Genomic DNA, 20,521 nt, shown 5'->3' with positions numbered 1-20,521 from the left:
TGGAAGGTCAGGCAGCCTTCACATGGAAGACGCAGCCCGGAGGATTGGTCTGCTCTGCCTTCAGCGACGGATTGTAGCGATAAAGGGTCGAGCAGTAGGAACAGACCTTCTCATTATCGTCGCCCATATCGATGAAGATATGCGGATGATCGAAAGGCACGGAAGCGCCGGTGCACATGAATTCCTTGACGCCGATCTCGATCATGCGGTGTCCGCCATCGTTCTGGAAGTGGGGAATGGAATGGCCGGCCATGTTCGTCTCCAAATGCAACATCGTTATCAAGCCGCCGCTGGTTTGCGCGCATCGGCTCGTCGTTGCGGATATGTAGCCTCAAACGCATTGCATCTCCATAAAAATCGTCAGCAAAACATGTTCAACATTGCTAATTCCTGCCATATGGTCCGGCAAAAAGGATGTCCTTGATGAATCTCAACACGCCGCAGTTTTCCGATTTTTCCCATGACGGCCTTCGCCTTGCTTATTTCGACGAGGGTGATCCGGCGGGCGATCCGGTTTTGCTGATCCATGGCTTTGCCTCCAGCGCCAATGTCAACTGGGTGCATCCCGGCTGGCTGAAGACGCTGGGTGAAGCGGGCTACAGGGTGATCGCCATCGACAATCGTGGGCATGGCGCAAGCGACAAGCCGCATGATCCGGAAGCCTATTATCCGCCCGTCATGGCCGGGGATGCGGTGGCGCTGCTCAATCATCTCGGCATCGCCGAAGCGCATGTGATGGGGTATTCCATGGGCGCGCGCATTTCAGCCTTCCTTGCCATGGCCCATCCTGAGCGCGTGCGTTCGCTGGTTTTCGGCGGGCTCGGCATCGGCATGGTCGAGGGTGTCGGCGACTGGGATCCGATTGCCGAGGCGCTTCTGGCGCCTTCGCTCGATGTCGTGACGCACGAGCGCGGCCGTATGTTCCGCGCCTTTGCCGACCAGACGAAAAGCGACCGGCTGGCGCTTGCCGCCTGCATCGAGACATCGCGGGTTCTCGTCACCCGCGAACAGGCGGAAAAGATCGATGCCCCGACGCTGATCGCAGTCGGAACGAAAGACGACATCGCCGGATCGGGTGCCGAGCTTGCCGCGATCATGCCGCATGCGCGGGCAATCGACATTCCCGGCCGCGACCACATGCTGGCCGTTGGCGACCGGGTGTTCAAGGCGGCGGTGCTGGAATTTTACCGCTCGCTTTGACCGGGGGCGGCAAGAAACGGTTTTTCATGCTGCATGAAGAAAAACTGAAGCCTTGCCGCCTTTAAAGTCGTCATTCGAATCCCATTTCTAATGCACGTCTTTTTCTGTATAAAGAACGACCACTGCAAACGAGGAGACCATTCATGGTCGCACGTACCGAGGCCCGTCAGCCCGAACAGCTGGCGATCGTCGATCCGATCTGGGGCAGCCTGCTGCATGAGGCGCGAAGCGCCGCAGCGCAGGACCCGCTGCTTTCCGCTTTCCTTTATTCGACGATCCTCAATCACCGATCTCTTGAAGAATGTGTGATCTACCGTATCTGCGAACTCCTCGATCATCCCGATATGCAGGCCGTGCTTCTGCGCCAGACCTTCCAGGACATGCTGGATGACTGGCCGGAATGGGGCAGCGTGCTGCGCGTCGATATCCAGGCCGTTTACGACCGTGATCCCGCCTGCACGCGCTTCATGGAGCCGCTCCTCTATTTCAAGGGGTTCCAGGCCATCCAGACCCATCGCCTTGCTCATTGGCTGCTGCAGAAGGGCCGCAGGGATTTGGCGCTTTATCTGCAAAGCCGCTCGTCGAGCATTTTCCAGACGGATATCAACCCGGCCGCACGCATCGGCAAGGGCATCTTCCTTGACCACGCCACCGGGCTTGTGGTCGGCGAAACGGCTGTCATGGGTGACAACGTCTCCATTCTGCATGGCGTCACCCTCGGCGGCACCGGCAAGGAGGGGGCGGACCGTCACCCGAAGATCGGCAACGGCGTGATGATTGGGGCAGGCGCGAAAATCCTCGGCAATATCGAGATCGGCAGCTGCTCGCGCATCGCCGCCGGTTCGGTGGTGCTGAAAGCGGTCCCGCCGAAGACCACCGTTGCCGGCGTGCCGGCGCGCGTGGTGGGAGAAGCAGGGTGTTCGGAGCCCTCGCGTCTGATGGACCAGCTTATCGGAGCCGATATCTGACCGGCCCTGTCGCGCTCTGATGGGCCGGCGTTTTCACGGTCGTCCGTGTGGAAGACGCGGATGACTTGCCGCTTTCACTTTACTTTGGCCTTTGTCCCATGCCAAAAGCGGGCCAACGCGAACCGCACAGGAGAATAGTGGTGAAAGCCGACGAAATCAAAAAACTCGACGCCTATTTCAAGCGCACTTTCAATGAAAAGATGATTGTGAAGGCGCGTCCGCGCAAGGACGATTCCGCCGAAGTGTATCTTGGCGAAGAGTTTCTCGGCGTCGTTTATATCGATGACGAAGACGGCGACCGTTCCTACAACTTCTCCATGGCGATCCTCGACGTCGATCTTTGATCGTCACCATCCGGTGACGGATGGAGTTTCGCATTAGAACAGTCGCCCGTGGTGGTTACGCCGCGGGCGATTTGTTTTTTCGCGGGCTTACCTGCATCATCAGGCGGTTTTCCGGCCGCAAGGTGACCCGCATCAGCGGCTCCGTATTTGCCGGGCTTTTGTTCTTGAGGTGGACGTTCTGCAAAAGCACGGCAAGGATTGCGACAGCCTCCATCATGGCGAAGGCGTTGCCGATGCAGACGCGCGGGCCGGCGCCGAAGGGCATATAGGCGTAACGGTGGCGCGCCTTGACCTTTTCGGCCTCGAAACGTGACGGGTCGAAGCGGTCGGGCTCGTCCCACAGCCTGGTGTGCCGGTGGACGGCGTAGATTGGCACATAGAGAACGGTGCCCGCGGGAATATCGTGTTCGCCGAGCCTGAAGTCCTGCAATGCGGTGCGTGTCACGACAGGGGCGGGCGGGTAGAGCCGCATCGCTTCCGAAAACACCTGTCTGGTATAGGTCAGGCGGGCGATATGGTCCGCCGCGACCGGCTCACCGGCGGTAACGGTTTCAATCTCGTCGATGACCTTGCTTTCCACGTCGCTGTTTTGCGAAAGCAGATGGAAAGTCCAGGCAAGGCCGAGGGCCGTGGTTTCGTGACCGGCCGTGATGAATGTCAGCAGATTGTCGATGATTTCCGTGTCGCTCATCATGCGTCCGGTTTCCGGGTCTTTCGCTTCGAGCAGCATGGAAACCAGATCGTTCCTCTCGATCGGCTTCCGGCGCCTTTCGGAAATGACGGTCGCGAGGCTGGAGCGAAGATAGCCGACCGCCGCGCGGGCCTTGCGCCGGCCCGGATGCGGAAGCCATTCCGGTGCGCCCAGCATGGCGAGCGCAAAGGTCCAGCCCGTGGGTTTCAGATAATCGGTGATGCTTTGCTCGACACGTCCTATGTCGATGCCATGGCCGCCGGACATCATGGTTTCGACAATGATATCGAACGTCGTCCGCATCATCTCATGGCCGATATCGATGTCACCGGCAGGTGAGCGCCAGCGCCCTTGCGTGCGATGCGCGGCGTCGATCATGACCGGCAGCAATTCCAGCAGCTTCTCATGCCGAAAGGCCGCAGCGACGGATTGCCTTTGCCACTTCCAGTGATCGCCGTCGGCCGTCAGCAGGCCCTGGCCGAGTGCGGGGCCGAGGGCGCGGCGTACATCTTCGCCCTTGCCGAGCAGATGCGCGTTCTTGACCAGAGCTTCATGAATAAGCACGGGGTCGGCGAGATGAACCCGCATGACGCCGCCAAGGCGCGTAAAGACCGCCGGCTCGCTGAAAATTTCCGGCGGCAGAGCCTTCAGCGGGTTGCGGATGAGCGACAGGGCGACGCGTACCGTCGCGAATTTGGAGACGGGAGCGGTTCCGGGCGTATCGGGGGAGGCGGTGCGAATGTCGGTGCCGGTCATTTACAGGTCCTTTGTCCGCGTTGAACACTTACATTTCCTGTTAAGGTGTATACCTTATTTTTCGTATTTAAGGTGCATGCCTTAGGTTTCAATGGTTGGGTTCGACATCAATGAAAAAAATCAGTACCGGACGGACGTCCGCTCGTCCCACGCGCCAGAGAATTCTCGATGCCGCCCTTGTGCTGTTCAACGAGCGCGGGCCCGATCATGTGACGACGGCCGAAATCGCAAGGGCTGTGGAGATCAATGAGGGCAATCTCTATTACCACTTTCGCACCAAGGAAGCGTTGTTTCTGGCGCTGTTTGCACGATTCGAGGCCGATGCGCTGGCGATTGTCGGAAAGATTGACGGGGCGGATGAGGGTGCGGCGGCGACCTATGCCGGTTTTCTGCGGCTCTGGTTTTCGCTTGTATGGGACTATCGTTTCCTGTTTCGCGATCTGGTCGGCCTTATCTCTTCCGCCCCGGCGCTGGTGGAGCCCGTGCGAACCATAAGCGCCGCCATGCGCCTTGCCGTCGGCGATATCGTCTCCCGCATGGAGAAAGCGGGCCTGGCGGTTATTCCCGAGGAAGAACGGCCGGCCGTCCTCACAAATCTCTGGATCGTCTCCACCTATTGGGCGGCCTATCTCAACCTTCAGGAAGGTGTCACTGAATTTGGACCGCAGCAGCTGGACTGGGGGTTGAAGCAGGTCTCAAGCCTGTTCAGACCCTATCTCTCCCCGGAAGCGAAAGCCGAACTGGAAGCGATTCTGGTAGTGGAGCCGTAAATCTCACCGGATGGTGACATAGCCGGAAAACAAAAACACCCGCGACGATATCCGTCGCGGGTGTTTTTACGAGTATCAGCCGTCTACCGCTGAAGTATCAGGCAGCTTTCAGCAGATCGCCATGCGGGTCGAGGACGAACTTGGTGGCCGCACCCTGGTCGAAGCTTTCATAACCCTGCACGGCGTCATCAAGCGCGATGATCTTGGCGTTGACGATATCGGCAATCGGCAGGCGGTCATGCAGGATCGCCTGCATGAGCTGGCGGTTGTACTTCAGCACCGGCGTCTGGCCGGTGTGGAAGGATTGCGCCTTTGCCCAGCCGAGGCCGAAGCGCAGCGAAAGGGCGCCCTGTTTTGCCGCATTGTCAACCGCGCCTGGATCTTCTGTGACATAAAGCCCGGGGATGCCGATAGAGCCGGCAGCGCGGGTGATTTCCATCATCTGGTTGAGAACGATGGCTGGCTGTTCACCGCCGGAATGGCCGCGTGCCTCGAAACCGACGGCGTCGATTGCACTATCAACCTCGTTGGTGCCGACGATCTCGGCGATCATGTCGCCCAGCCGGTCGCCCTTGGAGAGATCGACGGGTTCGAAGCCGACTTTTGCCGCATGGGCAAGACGATCCTTGTTGAAATCCCCGATCATGACGACGGCGGCACCCAGAATGCGGGCGGAGGCGGCCGCGGCAAGACCGACCGGGCCGGCGCCTGCGACATAGACGGTGGAACCGACGCCGACGCCTGCCTTGACGGCGCCGTGGAAGCCGGTCGGCAGAATGTCCGACAGCATGGTGAGGTCGCGGATTTTCGACATCGCCTTGTCGCGGTCCGGGAACTTCAGCAGGTTGAAATCGGCATAGGGGATCGTGACATAGCGGGCCTGTCCGCCGATCCAGCCGCCCATATCGACATAACCGTAAGCACCGCCGGCGCGGGACGGGTTCACCGTCAGGCACACGCCGGTATCCTGCGACTTGCAGCAACGGCAACGGCCGCAGGCGACGTTGAACGGCACGGATACGATATCACCGACCTGCAGCATCTCGACGTCGATGCCTTTTTCAATGACTTCACCGGTGATCTCATGGCCAAGAACGAGGCCCGGCATCGCCGTGGTGCGGCCGCGCACCATGTGCTGGTCGGAGCCGCAGATATTGGTGGAAATCACCTTGAGAATCACGCCGTGCTCGATACGGCGGCCATCCGGCGCCTCAAGCTTCGGGTCGTCGATGTCGCGGACTTCGACCTGACCCGGCCGCATGTAGACGACGCCTCTGTTCCTGCTCATATCCATCTCCTCCGTGGGTTGAACACCGTGCCTGTCCGCTCCTCCGCGGGCAGATGACTCCATGGGTGCAGCAAACCATGCGAGGGGAGATGTGGCGTTCGGAAATACGACACGCGGTGTGGTCGTAACGACACCGCGTTTCGCCTGATGTCACGGTGGCGTTATCTGTCGAGCGGTTTTCTGAGGCGGCCGGCGGCGTCCTGAATATATTGCCAGGCAACGCGGCCCGAGCGGCCGCCGCGGGTCGTCGCCCATTCCAGCGCTTCGTGATGCAGGGTGTCGCGGTCCAGACCCAGATCGAAATGCGTGGCATAGCTGTCGATCATCGTCAGATAGTCTTCCTGGCCGCATTTGTGGAAACCGAGCCACAGGCCGAACCGGTCCGAAAGCGACACTTTTTCCTCAACTGCTTCGGAAGGGTTGATGGCGGTGGACTGCTCGTTTTCCATCATGTGGCGCGGCAGAAGATGGCGGCGGTTGGAGGTCGCATAAAACAGCACATTGTCCGGCCGTCCCTCGATGCCGCCGTCGAGTGCTGCTTTGAGCGATTTATAGGCCGTGTCGTCATGATCGAAGGAGAGGTCGTCGCAGAAAACGATGACGCGATGGCCGGATGTCTTCAAGGTGTCGAGCAAAGCGGGCAGGGTGTGAATGTCTTCGCGGTGCACTTCCACCAGCTTGAGCGAAACGCCGCTTGCCGCGCGCACATCTTCGTGAACGGCCTTGACCAGCGAGGACTTGCCCATGCCGCGCGCACCCCACAACAGCACGTTGTTGGCGGCAAAACCTTCCGCGAAACGCAGCGTGTTTTCGTGGAGAATGTCTCGGACATGGTCGACGCCGCGGATGAGCTTCAGGGCGATGCGGTTGGGGCGGGGAACCGGCTGGATAAAGGAGTTGGTCGGCACCCAGACGAAACAATCGGCCGCATCCCAGTCGTTCACGGCGGGGGCGGGGCCGGCCAGCCGCTCCACGGCGAGGGTGAGCCGGCGCAGTTCTGAAAGAAGCAGGGAGGCCGTTTCTTCTCGAATCATGGTGTTTCTTCCGCTTGTCTGGTGTTCAAAACTCTGTTTTGCGCCCGGCCTAGCATGGTGTTTGGCGCCCATAAAGGTTAAGAGGTCCGGAATCGGTACGGCGTGGGCCCTGCATCTGTTGCAATCCCGGCGTTCCCCACTATATTCCGGCGGCTTGAAAGCTGGGGCGGCATCCAAGGTCGTGCCGTAATTCTGAGGAGTTTTATATGTTCATTAGTCAAGCTTTTGCCCAGGACGCAGCAGGCGGCGCATCTGCCTTCGGTTCCGGCCTTGAAATGCTTTTCCTGTTTGCGCCGCTCATGGTGGTCTGGTACTTTTTCCTTATCCGCCCGCAGCGCGCGCAGATGAAAAAGCGTCAGGAAACGCTCACCAATATTCGCCGTGGCGATCAGGTCGTTCTTGGCGGCGGCATCGTTGGCAAGGTGACCAAGGTCATCGATGACAATGAACTCGAAGTCGAAATCGCCGAAGGCGTGAAAATCCGTGCCGCCCGTGCATATATTGCCGAAGTGCGCGTGAAGGGCGAAGTGGTCAAGACGGAAACCGCTTCCTGATCCTGCCGGACAACCGAATGCCCGATTGCGAATTTTGACGGGTTGCGCGGAGCGCGACCCCAACCCTGACCGAGATCGAAATGCTTCATTTTTCCCGTTGGAAAACAGTCTTCATCTGGCTGCTTGTGCTGGCAAGCGTCTTCATCGCCTCTCCCAACCTGTTTACGGACAAACAGCTGGAGGGCATGCCTGCCTGGTACAAGGACAACAAGGTAACGCTCGGTCTCGACCTTCAGGGCGGTTCGCACATCATGCTCAAGATCGAGCGTTCCGACATCGTCAAGGAACGGCTTGAAACGATCGTGGGCGATGTGCGCACCCAGCTTCGCGACGCCAACATCCGCTATTCGGGGCTCACCGGCAACGGCCAGCAAATTCAGGTTCGCATCAGTGACCCGGCACAATACGAAGCGGCTAAAACCGCGCTTCGCGACCTGACGCAGCCGGTGTCCGCCGGCACGCTGGTCGGCGGCTCCATCACCGAAGTGACGATGAATGACGGCGGCGACAATCTGCTGCGGCTCAACCTCACGGATGAAGGCATCGATTACCGCCTGTCTTCGGCCGTATCGCAGTCCATCGAAGTCGTGCGCCGCCGCGTTGACGAAGTCGGCACCACCGAGCCGCTCATCCAGCGTCAGGGTTCCGACCGCATCATCGTGCAGGTGCCTGGCCTTCAGGACCCGCAGCGCCTGAAGTCGCTCCTCAACCAGACGGCAAAGCTGTCCTTCCGCATGGTGGACACCACCATGCCGGTGCAGGAAGCCATGAACGGCCGTCCGCCCGCGACCTCTGAAGTTCTCTATTCGCAGGATGATCCGCCGGTTCCCTATCTGGTGGAACGCCGTGCGCTCGTTTCCGGCGACAATCTCGTCGACGCGCAAGCAAGCTTCAACCAGCAGACCAATGAACCGGTCGTCACCTTCCGCTTCGACAGCCGCGGCGCGCAGCGCTTTGCGCAGGCGACGCAGCAGAATGTCGGCAAGCCTTTCGCCATCGTGCTCGACAACCAGGTCATTTCCGCACCTGTTATCCGCGAGCCGATCATCGGCGGTTCGGGACAGATTTCCGGGAACTTCTCGGTTCAGGGCGCCAACGACCTTGCGGTGCTGCTGCGCGCCGGTGCGCTGCCGGCCACGCTGACCGTGGTAGAAGAACGCACCGTCGGCCCGAGCCTTGGTAACGACTCCATCACCGCCGGCCTGACGGCAAGCGCCATCGGCGCCGTCGGCGTCCTCATCTTCATGTTCGTCTTCTACGGCTTCTTCGGCCTGCTCGCGAATATTGCGCTCATCGTCAACGTGGTCATGCTGCTTGCGGTCCTCAGTGTGATTGGATCGACGCTGACCTTGCCCGGCATTGCCGGTATCGTCTTGACGATCGGCATGGCGGTGGATTCCAACGTTCTGATCTATGAGCGAATACGCGAAGAGGTGAAGAGCGGCAAACCGCTGATCCAGTCCCTGGATAACGGCTTCACCCGCGCCTTTGCGACCATTGTCGACGCCAACCTGACGACACTGATCGTGGCGAGCGTGTTGTTCTACATGGGCACAGGTCCGGTCAAGGGTTTTGCCGTTACGCTCGCCGTCGGCATCATCACCACCGTCTTCACGGCTTATACGCTGACGGCGTGGATGTTCGGCTACTGGGTTCGCCGCAGCCGTCCGAAACATCTGCCCAAGGGTGTGCGTACCGCCATGTTCGATGGCCGCGACATTCCCTTCATGCGCTATCGTCGCGTGGTGTTCATGATCACTGGCGTGATCATGCTCGCCTGTGTCGGCGGTTTCGTTGCCAAGGGCCTGAACCTCGGCATCGACTTCCAGGGCGGTTCGGTCATCGAAGTGCGCGCCAAGCAGGGTGAGGCCGATCTCGCCGATATTCGTGATCGTCTGAACCAGCTGAACCTCGGTGAAATCCAGGCGCAGAACTTTGGCACACCGCAGGATGTTCTCATCCGCATTCAGGCGCAGGACGGCGGTGAAAATGCCGAGCAGTCCGCCATCACCATGGTGCGCGGCGAGCTTGAGGACAAATATGACTTCCGCCGCGTGGAAGTCGTCGGTCCTGCCGTTTCCGGTGACCTGACCTTCACCTCCACGATCGGCGTTGTGCTCGCCATGGCGGCGATTATGGTCTACATCTGGGTTCGCTTCGAGTGGCAGTTTGCACTCGGCGCGGTCATCTCGATGGTTCATGACGTGGTCTTCACGATCGGCCTCTTCGTCTTCCTGGATATAGAGTTCAACCTCACCAGTATCGCGGCGATCCTGACGATCATTGGTTATTCGCTGAACGACACCGTCGTCATCTATGACCGTGTCCGTGAAAATTTGAGGCGGTACAAAAAGATGCCGCTGTCGATGATCATCGATGCGTCGCTGAACCAGACCCTGTCGCGCACGATCCTGACTGGTCTGACTGTCCTTCTGGCGCTTCTGGCACTCTACCTCTTCGGTGGCGAGGTCATCCGTTCCTTCACCTTCGCTATGCTGTTCGGCGTCGGTATCGGCGTGTTCTCCTCGGTCTATATCGCGGCTCCTGTGCTGATCGCCTTCAAGCTGCGTCCCGATAGCAAGGATGCGGAAGACGAGAAGGATGAGAAGTCCGGTAACGCCATCGGCGGCAAGCCTGCCGTCTGATGGCCGGCGGGATCGAAATACGCCCGGCCCATTTTCCCGGCCGGGCGCCCATCGATGCCTATGGCAATGGCGGTTTCCGTTTTGCCGACATGTCGCATCGCGGCTCGCTTCTGCTTCTGCCCTCGGGCATTTACGGGTGGGAGCCCGTTGATGCAAAAGAACTGACCGTCGGGCATTTCGAAAAGGTTCTGGCGGAAGCACAGGATATCGAAGTGCTGCTGATCGGCACCGGTGACGGCATGCGGGTTCTGCCGAAAGAACTGCGCGCCGCCTTTAAGGAGGCGGGCATTTCGGTTGACCCGATGAGTACGGGTGCTGCGGTGCGCACCTATAATATCATGCTTTCGGAATCGCGTGCCGTGGCTGCGGCGCTGATTGCCGTCGAAGGCTGACAGGCGTTTCGCGCGGGGAACCATGGCACCCACAGAAAATCTCGACGTCAGCCTCGCGACGCTGCGCGATACCGATCGCGACCGTTATCTTGCCTGCCTTCTGTCGCCTGCCGACAGGCGCAATGCCCTTGCTGCGCTTTATGCCTTCAACGCCGAAATCGCCCGCATCCGCGATTCCGTGCGCGAGGCGCTGCCCGGCGAAGTGCGCATGCAATGGTGGCGCGACCTTATCGATGGCAATCCGCACGGTGACAGCCAGTCCCACCCGGTGGCTGCAGCGCTTCTGACAACGATCGAGCAATATCGCCTGCCGCGCCCGGTTCTGGCCAACATGATCGAGGCGCGGATATTCGATCTCTATGACGACCTGTTCGAGGATCGCAATGCGCTTGAAGGTTATGCTGGCGAAACCGCATCCGCTTTGATCCAGCTTGCAAGTCTCGTGCTTTCCGCTGAGGATGCCGCATCCAGCGCGGAAGCGGCAGGTCACGCGGGCGTGGCGCAGGCCATGGCCGGCATGTTGCTGCTCATGCCGCTGCACCGGCGTCGCGGGCAGGTCTATATTCCCGCCGATATGCTTGCTGCGGCCGGGCTCGACCGCGAGACCTTTCTGGAAGGCAAGGACGGGCAGCGCATCGGCATTGCCATCGAGATTTTTGCGACCCATGCGCTGGATCATATGGAGAGGGCGCGACGCGCAAAGATCTCGAAAAATGTTTTTGCCGCCTATCTTCCCGTCGCCCTGTCCGGCCCTGTCATCGCTGCGGCGAGAAAGGCGGGGAGCGGCGTATTTGACGGCGACCTGCAACTGTCGCAGCTTCGCCGGCAATGGCTGCTGGCAAAGGCCTCCTTCCTCAAGCGTTTCTGATTGCGCAGACCGCGTAGCGCAGCGAAACGACGTCGATCCGGCAGAGCCACACTTCACACAAGCCTCGGTCTGTATGAACCTGAGCCGGGTTCGCGTCGTTTCGATTCGCGAATCGTGATGTTTCGATGCTGAGGGAGCGCCCCGGATGAGTATTGCGATCTGGATTATCGTTTTCGTGCTGCTTTCGGTCTTCGCTGTCTACGCATGGCGCATGACGCGGGCGACGGATGAGGATAACAGTCATGATGTGGGGCAGGCGATCATGGATTTCGCCCGGGCCTTTCCCAACGAGGCGATCAGAAGTCTGCACATGACGGCAGATGGTGGTGCCGCCTTCGTGCGGCTGCACGACAACAAGGCCGGCTTCATGCGCAATATGGGGTCGCATTATGTGTGTGTGATGATCGATCCCGAGCGCATCAGGGTCGAGAGTCTGGAAAGCGGTGACGGTTTCGTCGTCACCTTTTTCGACATGCCGAAATATAGCGGCTCATACCGGTTCAAATCGGCCGGAGAGGCGGCCGAGGTTTCGCTGTGGCTGCTTGGCAGCCTTGTGGAGGCGCAGGATCATCACGACGACGGGCCGCTGCCCTCGAATAGTTGAGGGACGGCTGGGCGGCGGCGGTCATTGCCCGTCAAGCGGCGGGGTCGCACCGGCCTGCTGGCGTTCGCGCCAGATAATGAACAGGCCGGATGCGACGATGATGAGGATGCCGAGCCATTTCGACGGCGTCGGGAAATCGGAAAACAGCGCATAACCGAGGATAGTCGCCGAGATGATCTCGAAATACTGGAACGGCGCCAGCAGAGAAAGCGGCGCCAGCCGGAAGGCCCTGACAATCAACAGGTGCATGTAGCCGGATATCGATCCCAACAGGATTAGCAGCGTGAGGGCAAAGCCGGATTGCGGGAGCGAGACGGCGAAATCCTTGTCGCCGAGTGCATCACCGGCAAGAAGGGCCGCTCCCATGAACACCGTGCCGGCGATGCCGGACATGGTCTGCATGACCAGCGGGCTGTCGGCATCGCCGATGGCGCGGTTCAGGAACAGGTAAAGTGTGTACAGGAAGGCGCAGGCGACCGGCAGAAGCGATGTCCAGCCGAAGATTTCGAAACTTGGCTGAATGACGATCAAGGCGCCGCCAAACCCGACTGCGATCGCCGTCCAGCGCTTCCAGCCAACCTTGTCGCCGAGGAAGATCGCCGACATCATCGTCAGCATGAATGGTTCGACGAAATAGATCGCAAAGACATCCGCAAGCGGCATGTATTTGACAGCGGCGAAGAACATCAGGCTGGCCGAGGCGTGCAGCACGCCGCGCAGGCAGTTCATCCATGGTCGTTTGGCGCTGAACAGCGCCCTGGGTGACACCGCAAGCAGTAGCGGCAGGGTGCAGAGCACCTGGAAAAAGAATCGGTAGAAGGTCACCTGCGCCGGCGACATGCCGCCGCTCACCGCCATGTATTTGGCGATCGCATCCATGACCGGCAGCACCAGCATGCAACCCGCCATGATGGTCATGCCCTTGGCGATATCGTTGAAACCGGTCTGGCTGGTCATGGATCGGGGAGACATGGATCAGGCTGCGCTTTCGACCAAAAGGTCCAACGGGAGAGGGGACGCCTGCAAGGTCGCCCCCCTTCCGGGGTCAGGCGGCCTTCTGGCGCGGCAGGCTCTTCATATCAATGACAAAGCGATAACGCACATCGCTTTTTATCATGCGTTCATAAGCGTCGTTGATCTGATCGATATCGATCATCTCGATCTCGGCGGCGATGCCTTTTTCGGCGCAGAAATCCAGCATTTCCTGCGTCTCGGCAATGCCGCCGATCATCGAGCCGGCAAAGGTCTTGCGGCCGGGGATAAGGCTGAAAGCCATCACCGAGAGCGGCTTTTCCGGCGCGCCTACCTGCACCAGTGCACCGTCACGTTTCAGCAGTGCGAGATAGGCGTTGATGTCGTGGTCGGCGGCCACAGCGTCGATGATGAGATCAAGGCTGGAAGCGGCCTTGTTCATCTGGTCGGCATCACGCGAGATGATGACCTCGTGGGCGCCAAGCTTTTTGGCGTCCTCCGCCTTGCCGGGCGAGGTCGTGATCATCACGACAGTCGCACCCATGGCATTGGCAAGCTTGACAGCCATATGGCCAAGGCCGCCGAGACCGACGACGCCGACACGCTTGCCGGGGCCGGCGTTCCAGTGCCGCAGCGGCGAGTAGGTGGTGATGCCCGCGCAGAGCAGGGGTGCGGCGGCGGCCGGGTCGAGGCCTTCGGGAATGTTGAGAACATAACGGTCATCGACGACCACATGGGCGGAATAACCACCAAGCGTATGCGCGCCGCCGCCCATCGCCTTGTCGGGGGAATTATAGGTGCCGGTCATGCCGTTTTCGCAATATTGCTCCAGACCTTCGGCGCAGCTCGCGCATTCACGGCAACTGTCGACGATGCAACCGACGCCGACGCGGTCACCCACCTTGAATTTGGTGACCTGCGCACCCACCCGGCCGACACGGCCGATGATTTCGTGGCCGGGAACGCAGGGGTAGAGGGACCCCGGCCATTCGCTGCGGGCCGTGTGGATATCGGAGTGGCAGACGCCACAGAATTCGATCTCGATTTCGACATCGCGCGGGCCGGGATCGCGACGCTTGATGGTCGCGAGCTTCATCGGCGAAGAACCGTCGTCGCAGGCATAGGCGGACGTTGTGAACATGGTCGTTCCTCCTCTTGTAGTGATCGATGCTGGAAACACCGGACTGCGGCAAAGGTTGCGCTGCAATCAGCCGCCAGCGCCGGTTTCGGGCACTGCAGGGCCAAAGACCTCCTCGAAGGCCTCGCGCAGCAGAACGTCGACGTCGCCGATCATAACCGGCAATCCGAGATCGACAAGGCTGGTGACGCCATAGGCGCTGATGCCGCAGGGAACGATACCGGAAAAATGCGTGAGGTCGGGATCGACATTGATCGAGAGCCCATGGAAGCTCACCCATTTGCGCAGGCGGATGCCGAGCGCGGCGATCTTGTCCTCGGCCATGCCGCCATCGGCAAGCAGGGGTTTTTCCGGCCGCCTGACCCAGACGCCGACGCGGTCCTCGCGTCGTTCGCCCCGGACATTCATCTTGTCGAGCGTGCGGATGATGACATCCTCCAGCGCCGCCACATAGGCGCGCACATCCTGCCGCCGCCGCTTCAGGTCGAGCATGACGTAGACGACCCGCTGTCCGGGCCCGTGATAGGTATATTCACCGCCGCGACCCGTGGCGAAGACCGGGAAACGCTCCGGCTCGATGAGATCGGCGACATCGGCGCTGGTGCCGGCGGTATAGAGCGGCGGATGTTCCAGAAGCCAGACGAGTTCGTCAGCCTCCCCGGCGGCGATGGCGGCGACCTCCCGCTCCATCTCCTCTATTGCCACCTCGTAAGGCACGAGACCTTCCGAGATTCGCCAGCGAACCGGCGGCGAACCTGCGGGGGCAAGCATATTTGTCTCGATATCGGTGCGTGTGAGCATGAAAAAGTCCTTTCCACAGCCTTCTCGCAAAATGGCGACGGGGCCGCAACCCCAGCATTTCCGGGCTTCCTGCATATAGGATGGTGCAGTGCGATTTTTAATTTCAAAAAACTGTCACGACGCTCTTGTGCACCGAAAATCCTTTTGCTACATGCACCCCCGTCGGCGCAAGTCGACGCCTACCACGATGCGGTCGTGGCGGAATTGGTAGACGCGCAGCGTTGAGGTCGCTGTGGGGCAACCCGTGGAAGTTCGAGTCTTCTCGACCGCACCAAAGAAACCCGCTTCGGCGGGTTTTTTCTTTTTTAGTCAACTGATTAGCCCTACGCCTTGGAAACCACGAAGGTTCGTTGGTGCGCACATCGGCCATGTCAATGTTTTCACGCGCAGCCGGAACGCTTTGATTGAAGGGCGGCAAATTACCACTTGCCGCCGTCCGGATTGAATGGACGAGGTGAACTAGCGTCGGTTGCGCTGCCCGTCACCGACACGGTAGGGATCGCCGTCCATGACCTGATCCATTCGCCACTCGTTTCCACGATATGGACTATGCCATGTCTGGCATCCGGCTAGAAAGACGGTTGCGGTCAACAATCCGAAAGTGATGGCGGTTCGCACCATGTTGAACTCCTTCGAAATATCATCTTAAGCCATGTAGGCGCAGGCAGGTGGTTTTGCGATGCCTTTTCAGAATTATCGTCCATCTCGGAACGCCATTTGGATTCGGTGATCAGCAGATTTCCGTGGATATCGATACACGCTGCAGTAGCCAGACGCTTCCCCCCATAAAAACGAGGGGTGGAATATTAGAGGTCTGATGTTAGCTTTTGTCAGGAAAAATGTCTGGGGGTTTTCGTGCTGGGGGACAAAACGGATTCAGACAATGCGCTCGGCTATTACATGTGGAGCATTTCCGACAACAGGCTGATCATGGATGCTGTAACGGCGGAATGCCATGGGTTTCCGGAACCCGTTGCGTCGCGCGGGGTGACGATCGAGGAAATTCTCGAAAGAATCGACGTCGAAATGCGCGATCAGGTGGCGCAGGCCATTTTTGAGAGTATCACCACCGGCGTGTTTTTCGACCAGCGCTACAAGGTCAATCTGCCTGATGGTTCGAGCCGCTGGATCGTGGCGAAGGGCAGGGCGATTTTTGACGCCGACAATACGCCGTTTCTCGGCATTGGCAGCGTTCGGGATATTACACTGAAAAAAGCCTATCAGTTCGAGCCTCGCCAATAGCGATCAGGCGGCTGGAAAAAAGCGCATAAAAGAGGCGGCTTTCGCCGCCTTTTTTGTCTGCACCGTGCCGGGACATCAGAACACGGCGAGATATTTCAGCAACGAAATAATGCCGATGATGATGACGATCACCTGAGCGATCTGCTTCGCACCGCCGCCGACCGGCAGTCGCGCGATAAGCCACAAGACAAGCACAATCACCAGGAAGGTGATCAGAATGCTGACGAGCGTAGATGTAACCATATGTCCCAGCTCCCTTTTTAATCAATATTCGACGGTCGTTCACCGTTGCGTGAGTAAAAGCGCGAGGCTAATTTTGGTTCCATCGGGTGAAATCGCGGTGTGAGGTCGGGTATGAATCAGTTCCGGGTTAAAAAGCGTCCGACGGGTGCTGTCGTTACACTTGGCCGTCTTGGGCATCCCGACGTCGTCACGGCCACCGGAGGCGCCCTGACGGTGGTGACGGGGGCCTCAGAGCCGGGTTTCAATCCGCTCGATCTTCTTTATTCGTCGCTTTCGGCCTGCCTGGCGCTTAGCGCCCGGATTGCGGCGAGCCGCATGGCTGTGCTCGACCGGTTCGAAAAGGTCACGGTGCATGTGTCGGGCGAAAAGGCCGATGAGGAGCCATCGCGGATCGTGCGTTTCGATGTCCGGATCGAGATAAAGGGGGATTTCGATGAGGCCACCCGCAGCGCCATCGCCCATACGGCCGAAGATATCTGCACCGTCAGCAACACGCTGAAGGGCGATGCGGAATTTATGCTGTCAGTTACCGGCTGACCGTCAGGGTTTTCGGGATTTTTCCCATTTTTTTACCAGCCGGTCGCGCTTGAGCTTCGAGAGGCGCTTCAGCCAGAAAATACCGTCCAGCTGGTCGATCTCGTGCTGGATGCAGATGGCGTGAAATCCTTGGGCGGTCTGCCGGTGTTCTGCCCCGGATATGTCCTGAAACCTCACCTCGATTTCCGAGGGCCGTTCCACCTCGTCGGTAAAGCCCGGCATGGAGACGCTACCCTCCACATGGCGCATTGTCTGCGACGACTGGCTGACGATTTCAGGGTTGACGTAAGTCAGGACAGTTCCCGGTGTCAGCTCCAGCACGAAAACTCGCTGTTTTTCGCCGATATGGGCGGCGGTGATGCCCACGCCGGGCGCGGCGCGCATCGTGTCGGTCAGGTCGGTGACCAGATCGTGCAGCTGTTCGCCGAAAACGGTGACCGGCGCGCAGATCTCGGACAGACCGGAATGGGGATAGGGCAGGATCGGCCTGATTGCCAAGGAATGCTCCGTTCTTTTTAAATTCGGGAGGAAGAGGCGGCGAGCGCCTGTCCTTCCTCCGTTGCCTCCATAAAGCTGCGCTGGGTGCGGGCATCGCGTTTTGTGACCCGCACGAAACGCGGCGACAGCAGAGTGATTTCGCGCAGAATGAGGGCGTGTGCAAGCCCAAGCCGGTTGGCGATGCTGCGGCTGTCGGCGGCAATGTTCAGATAAACCGCCAGAAGGATCGCCGCGCCCGTGGCCGTCAGCGCCTGTGAGGAACTTTCCTGAACCCGCTCCATCGCCGCCATGAACGCAGCGGCGGAGTGCGCCTCGTCCATCAGGAGGCGTCCGGGCGCAGGCGAACGGAGACGAGCACCGATTTCGATGTCGGCGTGAAGCTGCCTTCGCCATAGCTCGACAGCGGAACCAGCACGTTCAGTTCCGGATAATAACCGCCGACGCTGCCACGCGGGATATTATAGGGCACCAGCCGGAAATTTCTCGCGACCCGTTCCACACCATCGCCATATTCGCCGATGACATCGACGCGCTGGCGGGAATGGGCGCCAAGCGCTTCCATATCCCCTGGGTTCATGAAGATGACATGGCGCTCGCCATAGACGCCGCGATAGCGGTCATCCATGCCGTAGATCGTGGTGTTGTATTGATCATGGCTGCGGAAGGTCTGCAATACGAAGAGGTTGTCGCGCATCAGCGCCTGCTGGTGTTCGGTCTGTTCGGGCAGCGGGCCGCTATAGAAGGTGGCCTTTTTCGCCGGCGTGTTCCATTCCCGTTCGGCCGCGGCATTGCGCAGATGAAAACCGCGCGGCACACGGACGCGCTCGTTGAAATTATCGAAACCGGGAATGACGCGCTCGATCATGTCGCGGATGAGATCGTAATCATCGGCAAGCGCCTTCCAGTCGACATGCGCATTGCCAAGCGTTGCTTCGGCGATGCCGGCAACGATGGCGACTTCCGAACGCAGCTCCTCCGAGGCCGGCGGATTGATGCCGCCGGAGCCGTGCACCATGCTCATGGAATCTTCCACCGTGACGATCTGCGAGCGGCCGGCCGAATTGCGGTCGATTTCCGTTCGGCCAAGGCAGGGCAATACGAAGGAGGTTTCACCCGGCACCAGATGCGAATGGTTGAGCTTGGTGGCGATGTTGACGGTCAGCTTCTGCTTTTCGAAAGCCTTGATAATCAGCGGGCTGTCGGGTGTCGCGCGCATGAAATTGCCGCCAAGCGCGATGAAGGTCTGAGCCTTGCCGTCCAGCATCGCGGCGACGGCTTCCACGGTATTGTGGCCGGGTCTGCGCGGCATAGGCACACCAAGTTCCTTCTCCAGCGCGTCGAGAAGCGCCGGCGGTGCTTTTTCGTCGATGCCGACGGTGCGGTCACCCTGCACGTTGGAATGGCCGCGCACCGGGCAAAGGCCGGCGCCCGGACGGCCGACATTGCCGCGCAGCAGCATGAAATTGGTGATTTCACGAACGATGATGACGGAGTGACGGTGCTGGGTGACGCCCATGGCCCAGGTGGCGATGACGGACCCGGCATTCATGTAGATACGGGCGGCTTCCTCGATCTCCGCGCGGGTGAGGCCGGACTGGTCGAGGATGTTTTCCCAGCTCGTCGCTTCGACGGTGGCGCGATAGGCCTCGAACTCCGCCGCATGTTCGGCGATGAAGTCATAATCGATAATGGCGGGCTCACCGGCCGCCCTTGCGGCGTCGTCGGCGGCGAAGACCGCCTTGCTCATGCCTCGCACCGCCGCCATGTCTCCGCCCTGCCGGGGCTGGTAATAATTGGTGGCTATGCGGGTGCTGCCACCGGTAATCATCTCCACCTTGTCCTGCGGGTCTGCAAAGCGCTCCAGACCCTTTTCGCGGATGGGGTTGAAGACCGCGATCCGGGCGCCGCGAAGGGCGGCGCGGCGCAGGTCGCCCAGCATGCGGGGATGGTTTGTACCGGGATTTTGTCCGATGACGAAAATGGCGTCCGTCTGCTCGAAATCCTCAAGCAGCACGGTGCCCTTGCCGACGCCGATCGATTCCTTCAGGCCGACGCCGCTCGCTTCGTGACACATGTTGGAGCAGTCGGGGAAATTGTTGGTGCCGTAGAGCCTGACCATCAGCTGATAAAGGAAGGCCGCCTCGTTGGAGGCGCGGCCGGAGGTATAGAACTCCGCCCGGTCCGGACTGTCGAGACCCTTGAGGATGTCGCCGATTTCGGCGAAGGCATCGTCCCAGGAGACAGGCAGATATTTATCGCTATCCCGGTCATAACGCATGGGATGGGTGAGGCGGCCCTGTTTTTCCAGATCGTAGTCGGACCAGCTGCGCAATTCGGAGACGGTGCGGCTGGCGAAGAAATCCGGTGGTACGCGCGCTTCCGTCGCTTCCCATGACACCGCCTTGACGCCATTCTCGCAAAATTCGAAAGAGGAGCCGTGTTCGGGGTCGCCCCAGGCGCAGCCCGGGCAGTCGAACCCATCCGGCTGGTTGGTCTTCAAAAGTGTGCGGGCGCCGGAAATCGGTGCGCCGGATTCCAGAAGGCGTTTGCCGACGCTTTTCAGTGCGCCCCAGCCACCTGCGGCGGAGGATGCCTTGCCTATGAAATCCGTCTTGCTCATGTCTGTGATTCCCGGGATGTGTCTTCTTGCGCCTGCCCGAAGGCGCTTGCCGTTTGTCAAAAGCATCTTCAAAAGCGCTGATCCACACCGCCTGTCAATGTCTTAATTGTGCATTGCGGTAAAACCGTTATTTGCCAGTTCGACTTTTGAAACGGGAACGGCGTAAAGGGGCCGGACGTTGTCGTAAAACAAGCCGCGCAGATTGGCTAAACATGCTTATGGCCGCTGGCTGAGACCCTGCCGGCCAATAGGAAGAGGAATGTTGAATGGATTTTTCGCCGCAGTCGGAAAGCTTGTTCATTTGCCGCTATCCGGTTGTTGACAATATACCTTTTAACGCCATTCTGCCTGCGCAT

At 59.7% G+C, this 20,521-nt stretch carries 22 protein-coding genes and 1 tRNA gene; 12 read left to right on the top strand and 11 right to left on the bottom strand.

The window, feature by feature from the left end:
- Positions 1–7: 7 nt before the first annotated feature.
- Entirely contained in the window at positions 8–253 is a 246-nt protein-coding gene (locus tag CFB10_RS01690) for a zinc-finger domain-containing protein (protein WP_003502857.1), read from the bottom strand.
- A gap of 170 nt (positions 254–423) precedes the next feature.
- Here CFB10_RS01690 and CFB10_RS01685 point away from each other — a divergent pair, with 170 nt between their 5' ends.
- The 3 genes from CFB10_RS01685 to CFB10_RS01675 all read left to right on the top strand — a co-directional run bounded on the left by CFB10_RS01685 (position 424) and on the right by CFB10_RS01675 (position 2,512).
- The gene (locus CFB10_RS01685; RefSeq protein ID WP_026364107.1) at positions 424–1,200 is read left to right on the top strand and encodes an alpha/beta fold hydrolase; all 777 of its coding nucleotides are present in this window, start codon (positions 424–426) and stop codon (positions 1,198–1,200) included.
- Between the two features lie 143 nt (positions 1,201–1,343).
- Complete coding sequence (gene cysE / locus CFB10_RS01680; protein WP_020012571.1) at positions 1,344–2,168, top strand: serine O-acetyltransferase; 825 nt, start codon at positions 1,344–1,346, stop codon at positions 2,166–2,168.
- 140 nt (positions 2,169–2,308) lie between these two features.
- Positions 2,309–2,512, top strand: a complete 204-nt coding sequence (locus CFB10_RS01675) for a DUF3126 family protein (protein ID WP_003502851.1) — start codon at positions 2,309–2,311, stop codon at positions 2,510–2,512.
- A gap of 55 nt (positions 2,513–2,567) precedes the next feature.
- Here CFB10_RS01675 and CFB10_RS01670 read toward each other — a convergent pair whose 3' ends face one another.
- Positions 2,568–3,959, bottom strand: a complete 1,392-nt coding sequence (locus CFB10_RS01670; RefSeq protein ID WP_020012569.1) for a cytochrome P450 — start codon at positions 3,957–3,959, stop codon at positions 2,568–2,570.
- A 110-nt stretch (positions 3,960–4,069) separates the two neighbouring features.
- Between CFB10_RS01670 and CFB10_RS01665 the strand changes: the two genes are divergently transcribed.
- Positions 4,070–4,729 (top strand): TetR/AcrR family transcriptional regulator, encoded by a 660-nt coding sequence (locus CFB10_RS01665; RefSeq protein WP_020012568.1) that lies wholly within the window; start codon positions 4,070–4,072, stop codon positions 4,727–4,729.
- Positions 4,730–4,826: 97 nt separating this feature from the next.
- Here CFB10_RS01665 and fdhA read toward each other — a convergent pair whose 3' ends face one another.
- Both fdhA and CFB10_RS01655 read right to left on the bottom strand, forming a co-directional pair.
- The gene (fdhA, locus tag CFB10_RS01660; RefSeq protein ID WP_003502846.1) at positions 4,827–6,017 is read right to left on the bottom strand and encodes a formaldehyde dehydrogenase, glutathione-independent; all 1,191 of its coding nucleotides are present in this window, start codon (positions 6,015–6,017) and stop codon (positions 4,827–4,829) included.
- A 161-nt stretch (positions 6,018–6,178) separates the two neighbouring features.
- The gene (locus tag CFB10_RS01655; RefSeq protein ID WP_020012566.1) at positions 6,179–7,051 is read right to left on the bottom strand and encodes an ATP-binding protein; all 873 of its coding nucleotides are present in this window, start codon (positions 7,049–7,051) and stop codon (positions 6,179–6,181) included.
- A gap of 206 nt (positions 7,052–7,257) precedes the next feature.
- Here CFB10_RS01655 and yajC point away from each other — a divergent pair, with 206 nt between their 5' ends.
- The 5 genes from yajC (at position 7,258) to CFB10_RS01630 (ending at position 12,114) form a co-directional block, all read left to right on the top strand.
- Positions 7,258–7,605, top strand: coding sequence for a preprotein translocase subunit YajC (yajC, locus tag CFB10_RS01650; protein ID WP_020012565.1), 348 nt, complete (start codon positions 7,258–7,260; stop codon positions 7,603–7,605).
- 80 nt (positions 7,606–7,685) lie between these two features.
- Entirely contained in the window at positions 7,686–10,250 is a 2,565-nt protein-coding gene (gene secDF, locus CFB10_RS01645) for a protein translocase subunit SecDF (RefSeq protein WP_020012564.1), read from the top strand.
- Entirely contained in the window at positions 10,250–10,642 is a 393-nt protein-coding gene (locus tag CFB10_RS01640) for an Mth938-like domain-containing protein (protein WP_003524967.1), read from the top strand. Before secDF ends, CFB10_RS01640 begins: the two co-directional genes overlap by 1 nt.
- 22 nt (positions 10,643–10,664) lie before the next feature.
- Positions 10,665–11,510: a phytoene/squalene synthase family protein gene (locus CFB10_RS01635; protein ID WP_020012563.1), complete on the top strand. Its 846-nt coding sequence runs from the start codon at positions 10,665–10,667 to the stop codon at positions 11,508–11,510.
- 145 nt (positions 11,511–11,655) lie between these two features.
- A complete protein-coding gene (locus tag CFB10_RS01630) occupies positions 11,656–12,114 on the top strand; it encodes a hypothetical protein (RefSeq protein ID WP_020012562.1) in 459 nt (152 codons plus the stop codon).
- Positions 12,115–12,135: 21 nt separating this feature from the next.
- On the opposite strand, the gene CFB10_RS01625 is transcribed toward CFB10_RS01630, so the two are convergent.
- From CFB10_RS01625 to lipB, 3 genes are all read right to left on the bottom strand, one after another.
- Positions 12,136–13,071: a DMT family transporter gene (locus CFB10_RS01625; protein WP_020012561.1), complete on the bottom strand. Its 936-nt coding sequence runs from the start codon at positions 13,069–13,071 to the stop codon at positions 12,136–12,138.
- Positions 13,072–13,159: 88 nt separating this feature from the next.
- Complete coding sequence (locus tag CFB10_RS01620) at positions 13,160–14,227, bottom strand: NAD(P)-dependent alcohol dehydrogenase (protein ID WP_020012560.1); 1,068 nt, start codon at positions 14,225–14,227, stop codon at positions 13,160–13,162.
- A gap of 66 nt (positions 14,228–14,293) precedes the next feature.
- The gene (gene lipB / locus CFB10_RS01615) at positions 14,294–15,025 is read right to left on the bottom strand and encodes a lipoyl(octanoyl) transferase LipB (protein WP_020012559.1); all 732 of its coding nucleotides are present in this window, start codon (positions 15,023–15,025) and stop codon (positions 14,294–14,296) included.
- A gap of 189 nt (positions 15,026–15,214) precedes the next feature.
- Here lipB and CFB10_RS01610 point away from each other — a divergent pair.
- Together CFB10_RS01610 and CFB10_RS01600 are read left to right on the top strand one after the other, a co-directional pair.
- Positions 15,215–15,299 (top strand) — tRNA-Leu (locus tag CFB10_RS01610).
- Positions 15,300–15,880: 581 nt separating this feature from the next.
- Positions 15,881–16,267 carry a PAS domain-containing protein gene (locus CFB10_RS01600; RefSeq protein WP_020012558.1) on the top strand — a complete coding sequence of 129 codons (387 nt, stop codon included), beginning with the start codon at positions 15,881–15,883 and terminating at the stop codon, positions 16,265–16,267.
- A 75-nt stretch (positions 16,268–16,342) separates the two neighbouring features.
- Here the strand turns inward: CFB10_RS01600 and CFB10_RS01595 are convergent, their stop codons facing one another.
- Complete coding sequence (locus CFB10_RS01595) at positions 16,343–16,510, bottom strand: Thivi_2564 family membrane protein (protein WP_003502827.1); 168 nt, start codon at positions 16,508–16,510, stop codon at positions 16,343–16,345.
- A 111-nt stretch (positions 16,511–16,621) separates the two neighbouring features.
- Here CFB10_RS01595 and CFB10_RS01590 point away from each other — a divergent pair, with 111 nt between their 5' ends.
- Positions 16,622–17,047 (top strand): OsmC family protein, encoded by a 426-nt coding sequence (locus CFB10_RS01590; RefSeq protein WP_020012557.1) that lies wholly within the window; start codon positions 16,622–16,624, stop codon positions 17,045–17,047.
- 3 nt (positions 17,048–17,050) lie between these two features.
- Here CFB10_RS01590 and CFB10_RS01585 read toward each other — a convergent pair whose 3' ends face one another.
- Genes CFB10_RS01585 through CFB10_RS01575 form a run of 3 tightly spaced genes read right to left on the bottom strand, consistent with a single transcriptional unit; the run spans position 17,051 to position 20,165 of the window.
- Positions 17,051–17,545 carry a peptide deformylase gene (locus tag CFB10_RS01585; RefSeq protein WP_020012556.1) on the bottom strand — a complete coding sequence of 165 codons (495 nt, stop codon included), beginning with the start codon at positions 17,543–17,545 and terminating at the stop codon, positions 17,051–17,053.
- A 17-nt stretch (positions 17,546–17,562) separates the two neighbouring features.
- Entirely contained in the window at positions 17,563–17,865 is a 303-nt protein-coding gene (locus CFB10_RS01580) for a hypothetical protein (protein ID WP_020012555.1), read from the bottom strand.
- A complete protein-coding gene (locus CFB10_RS01575; RefSeq protein WP_020012554.1) occupies positions 17,865–20,165 on the bottom strand; it encodes an FdhF/YdeP family oxidoreductase in 2,301 nt (766 codons plus the stop codon). Before CFB10_RS01575 ends, CFB10_RS01580 begins: the two co-directional genes overlap by 1 nt.
- Positions 20,166–20,521 lie beyond the last annotated feature (356 nt).

The organism is Agrobacterium sp. 719_389, assembly GCF_900188475.1.
GTDB lineage: Bacteria > Pseudomonadota > Alphaproteobacteria > Rhizobiales > Rhizobiaceae > Agrobacterium > Agrobacterium radiobacter.
Note: the sequence above shows the minus strand (reverse complement) of the source record. Positions and strands in the feature narration are given on the sequence as shown.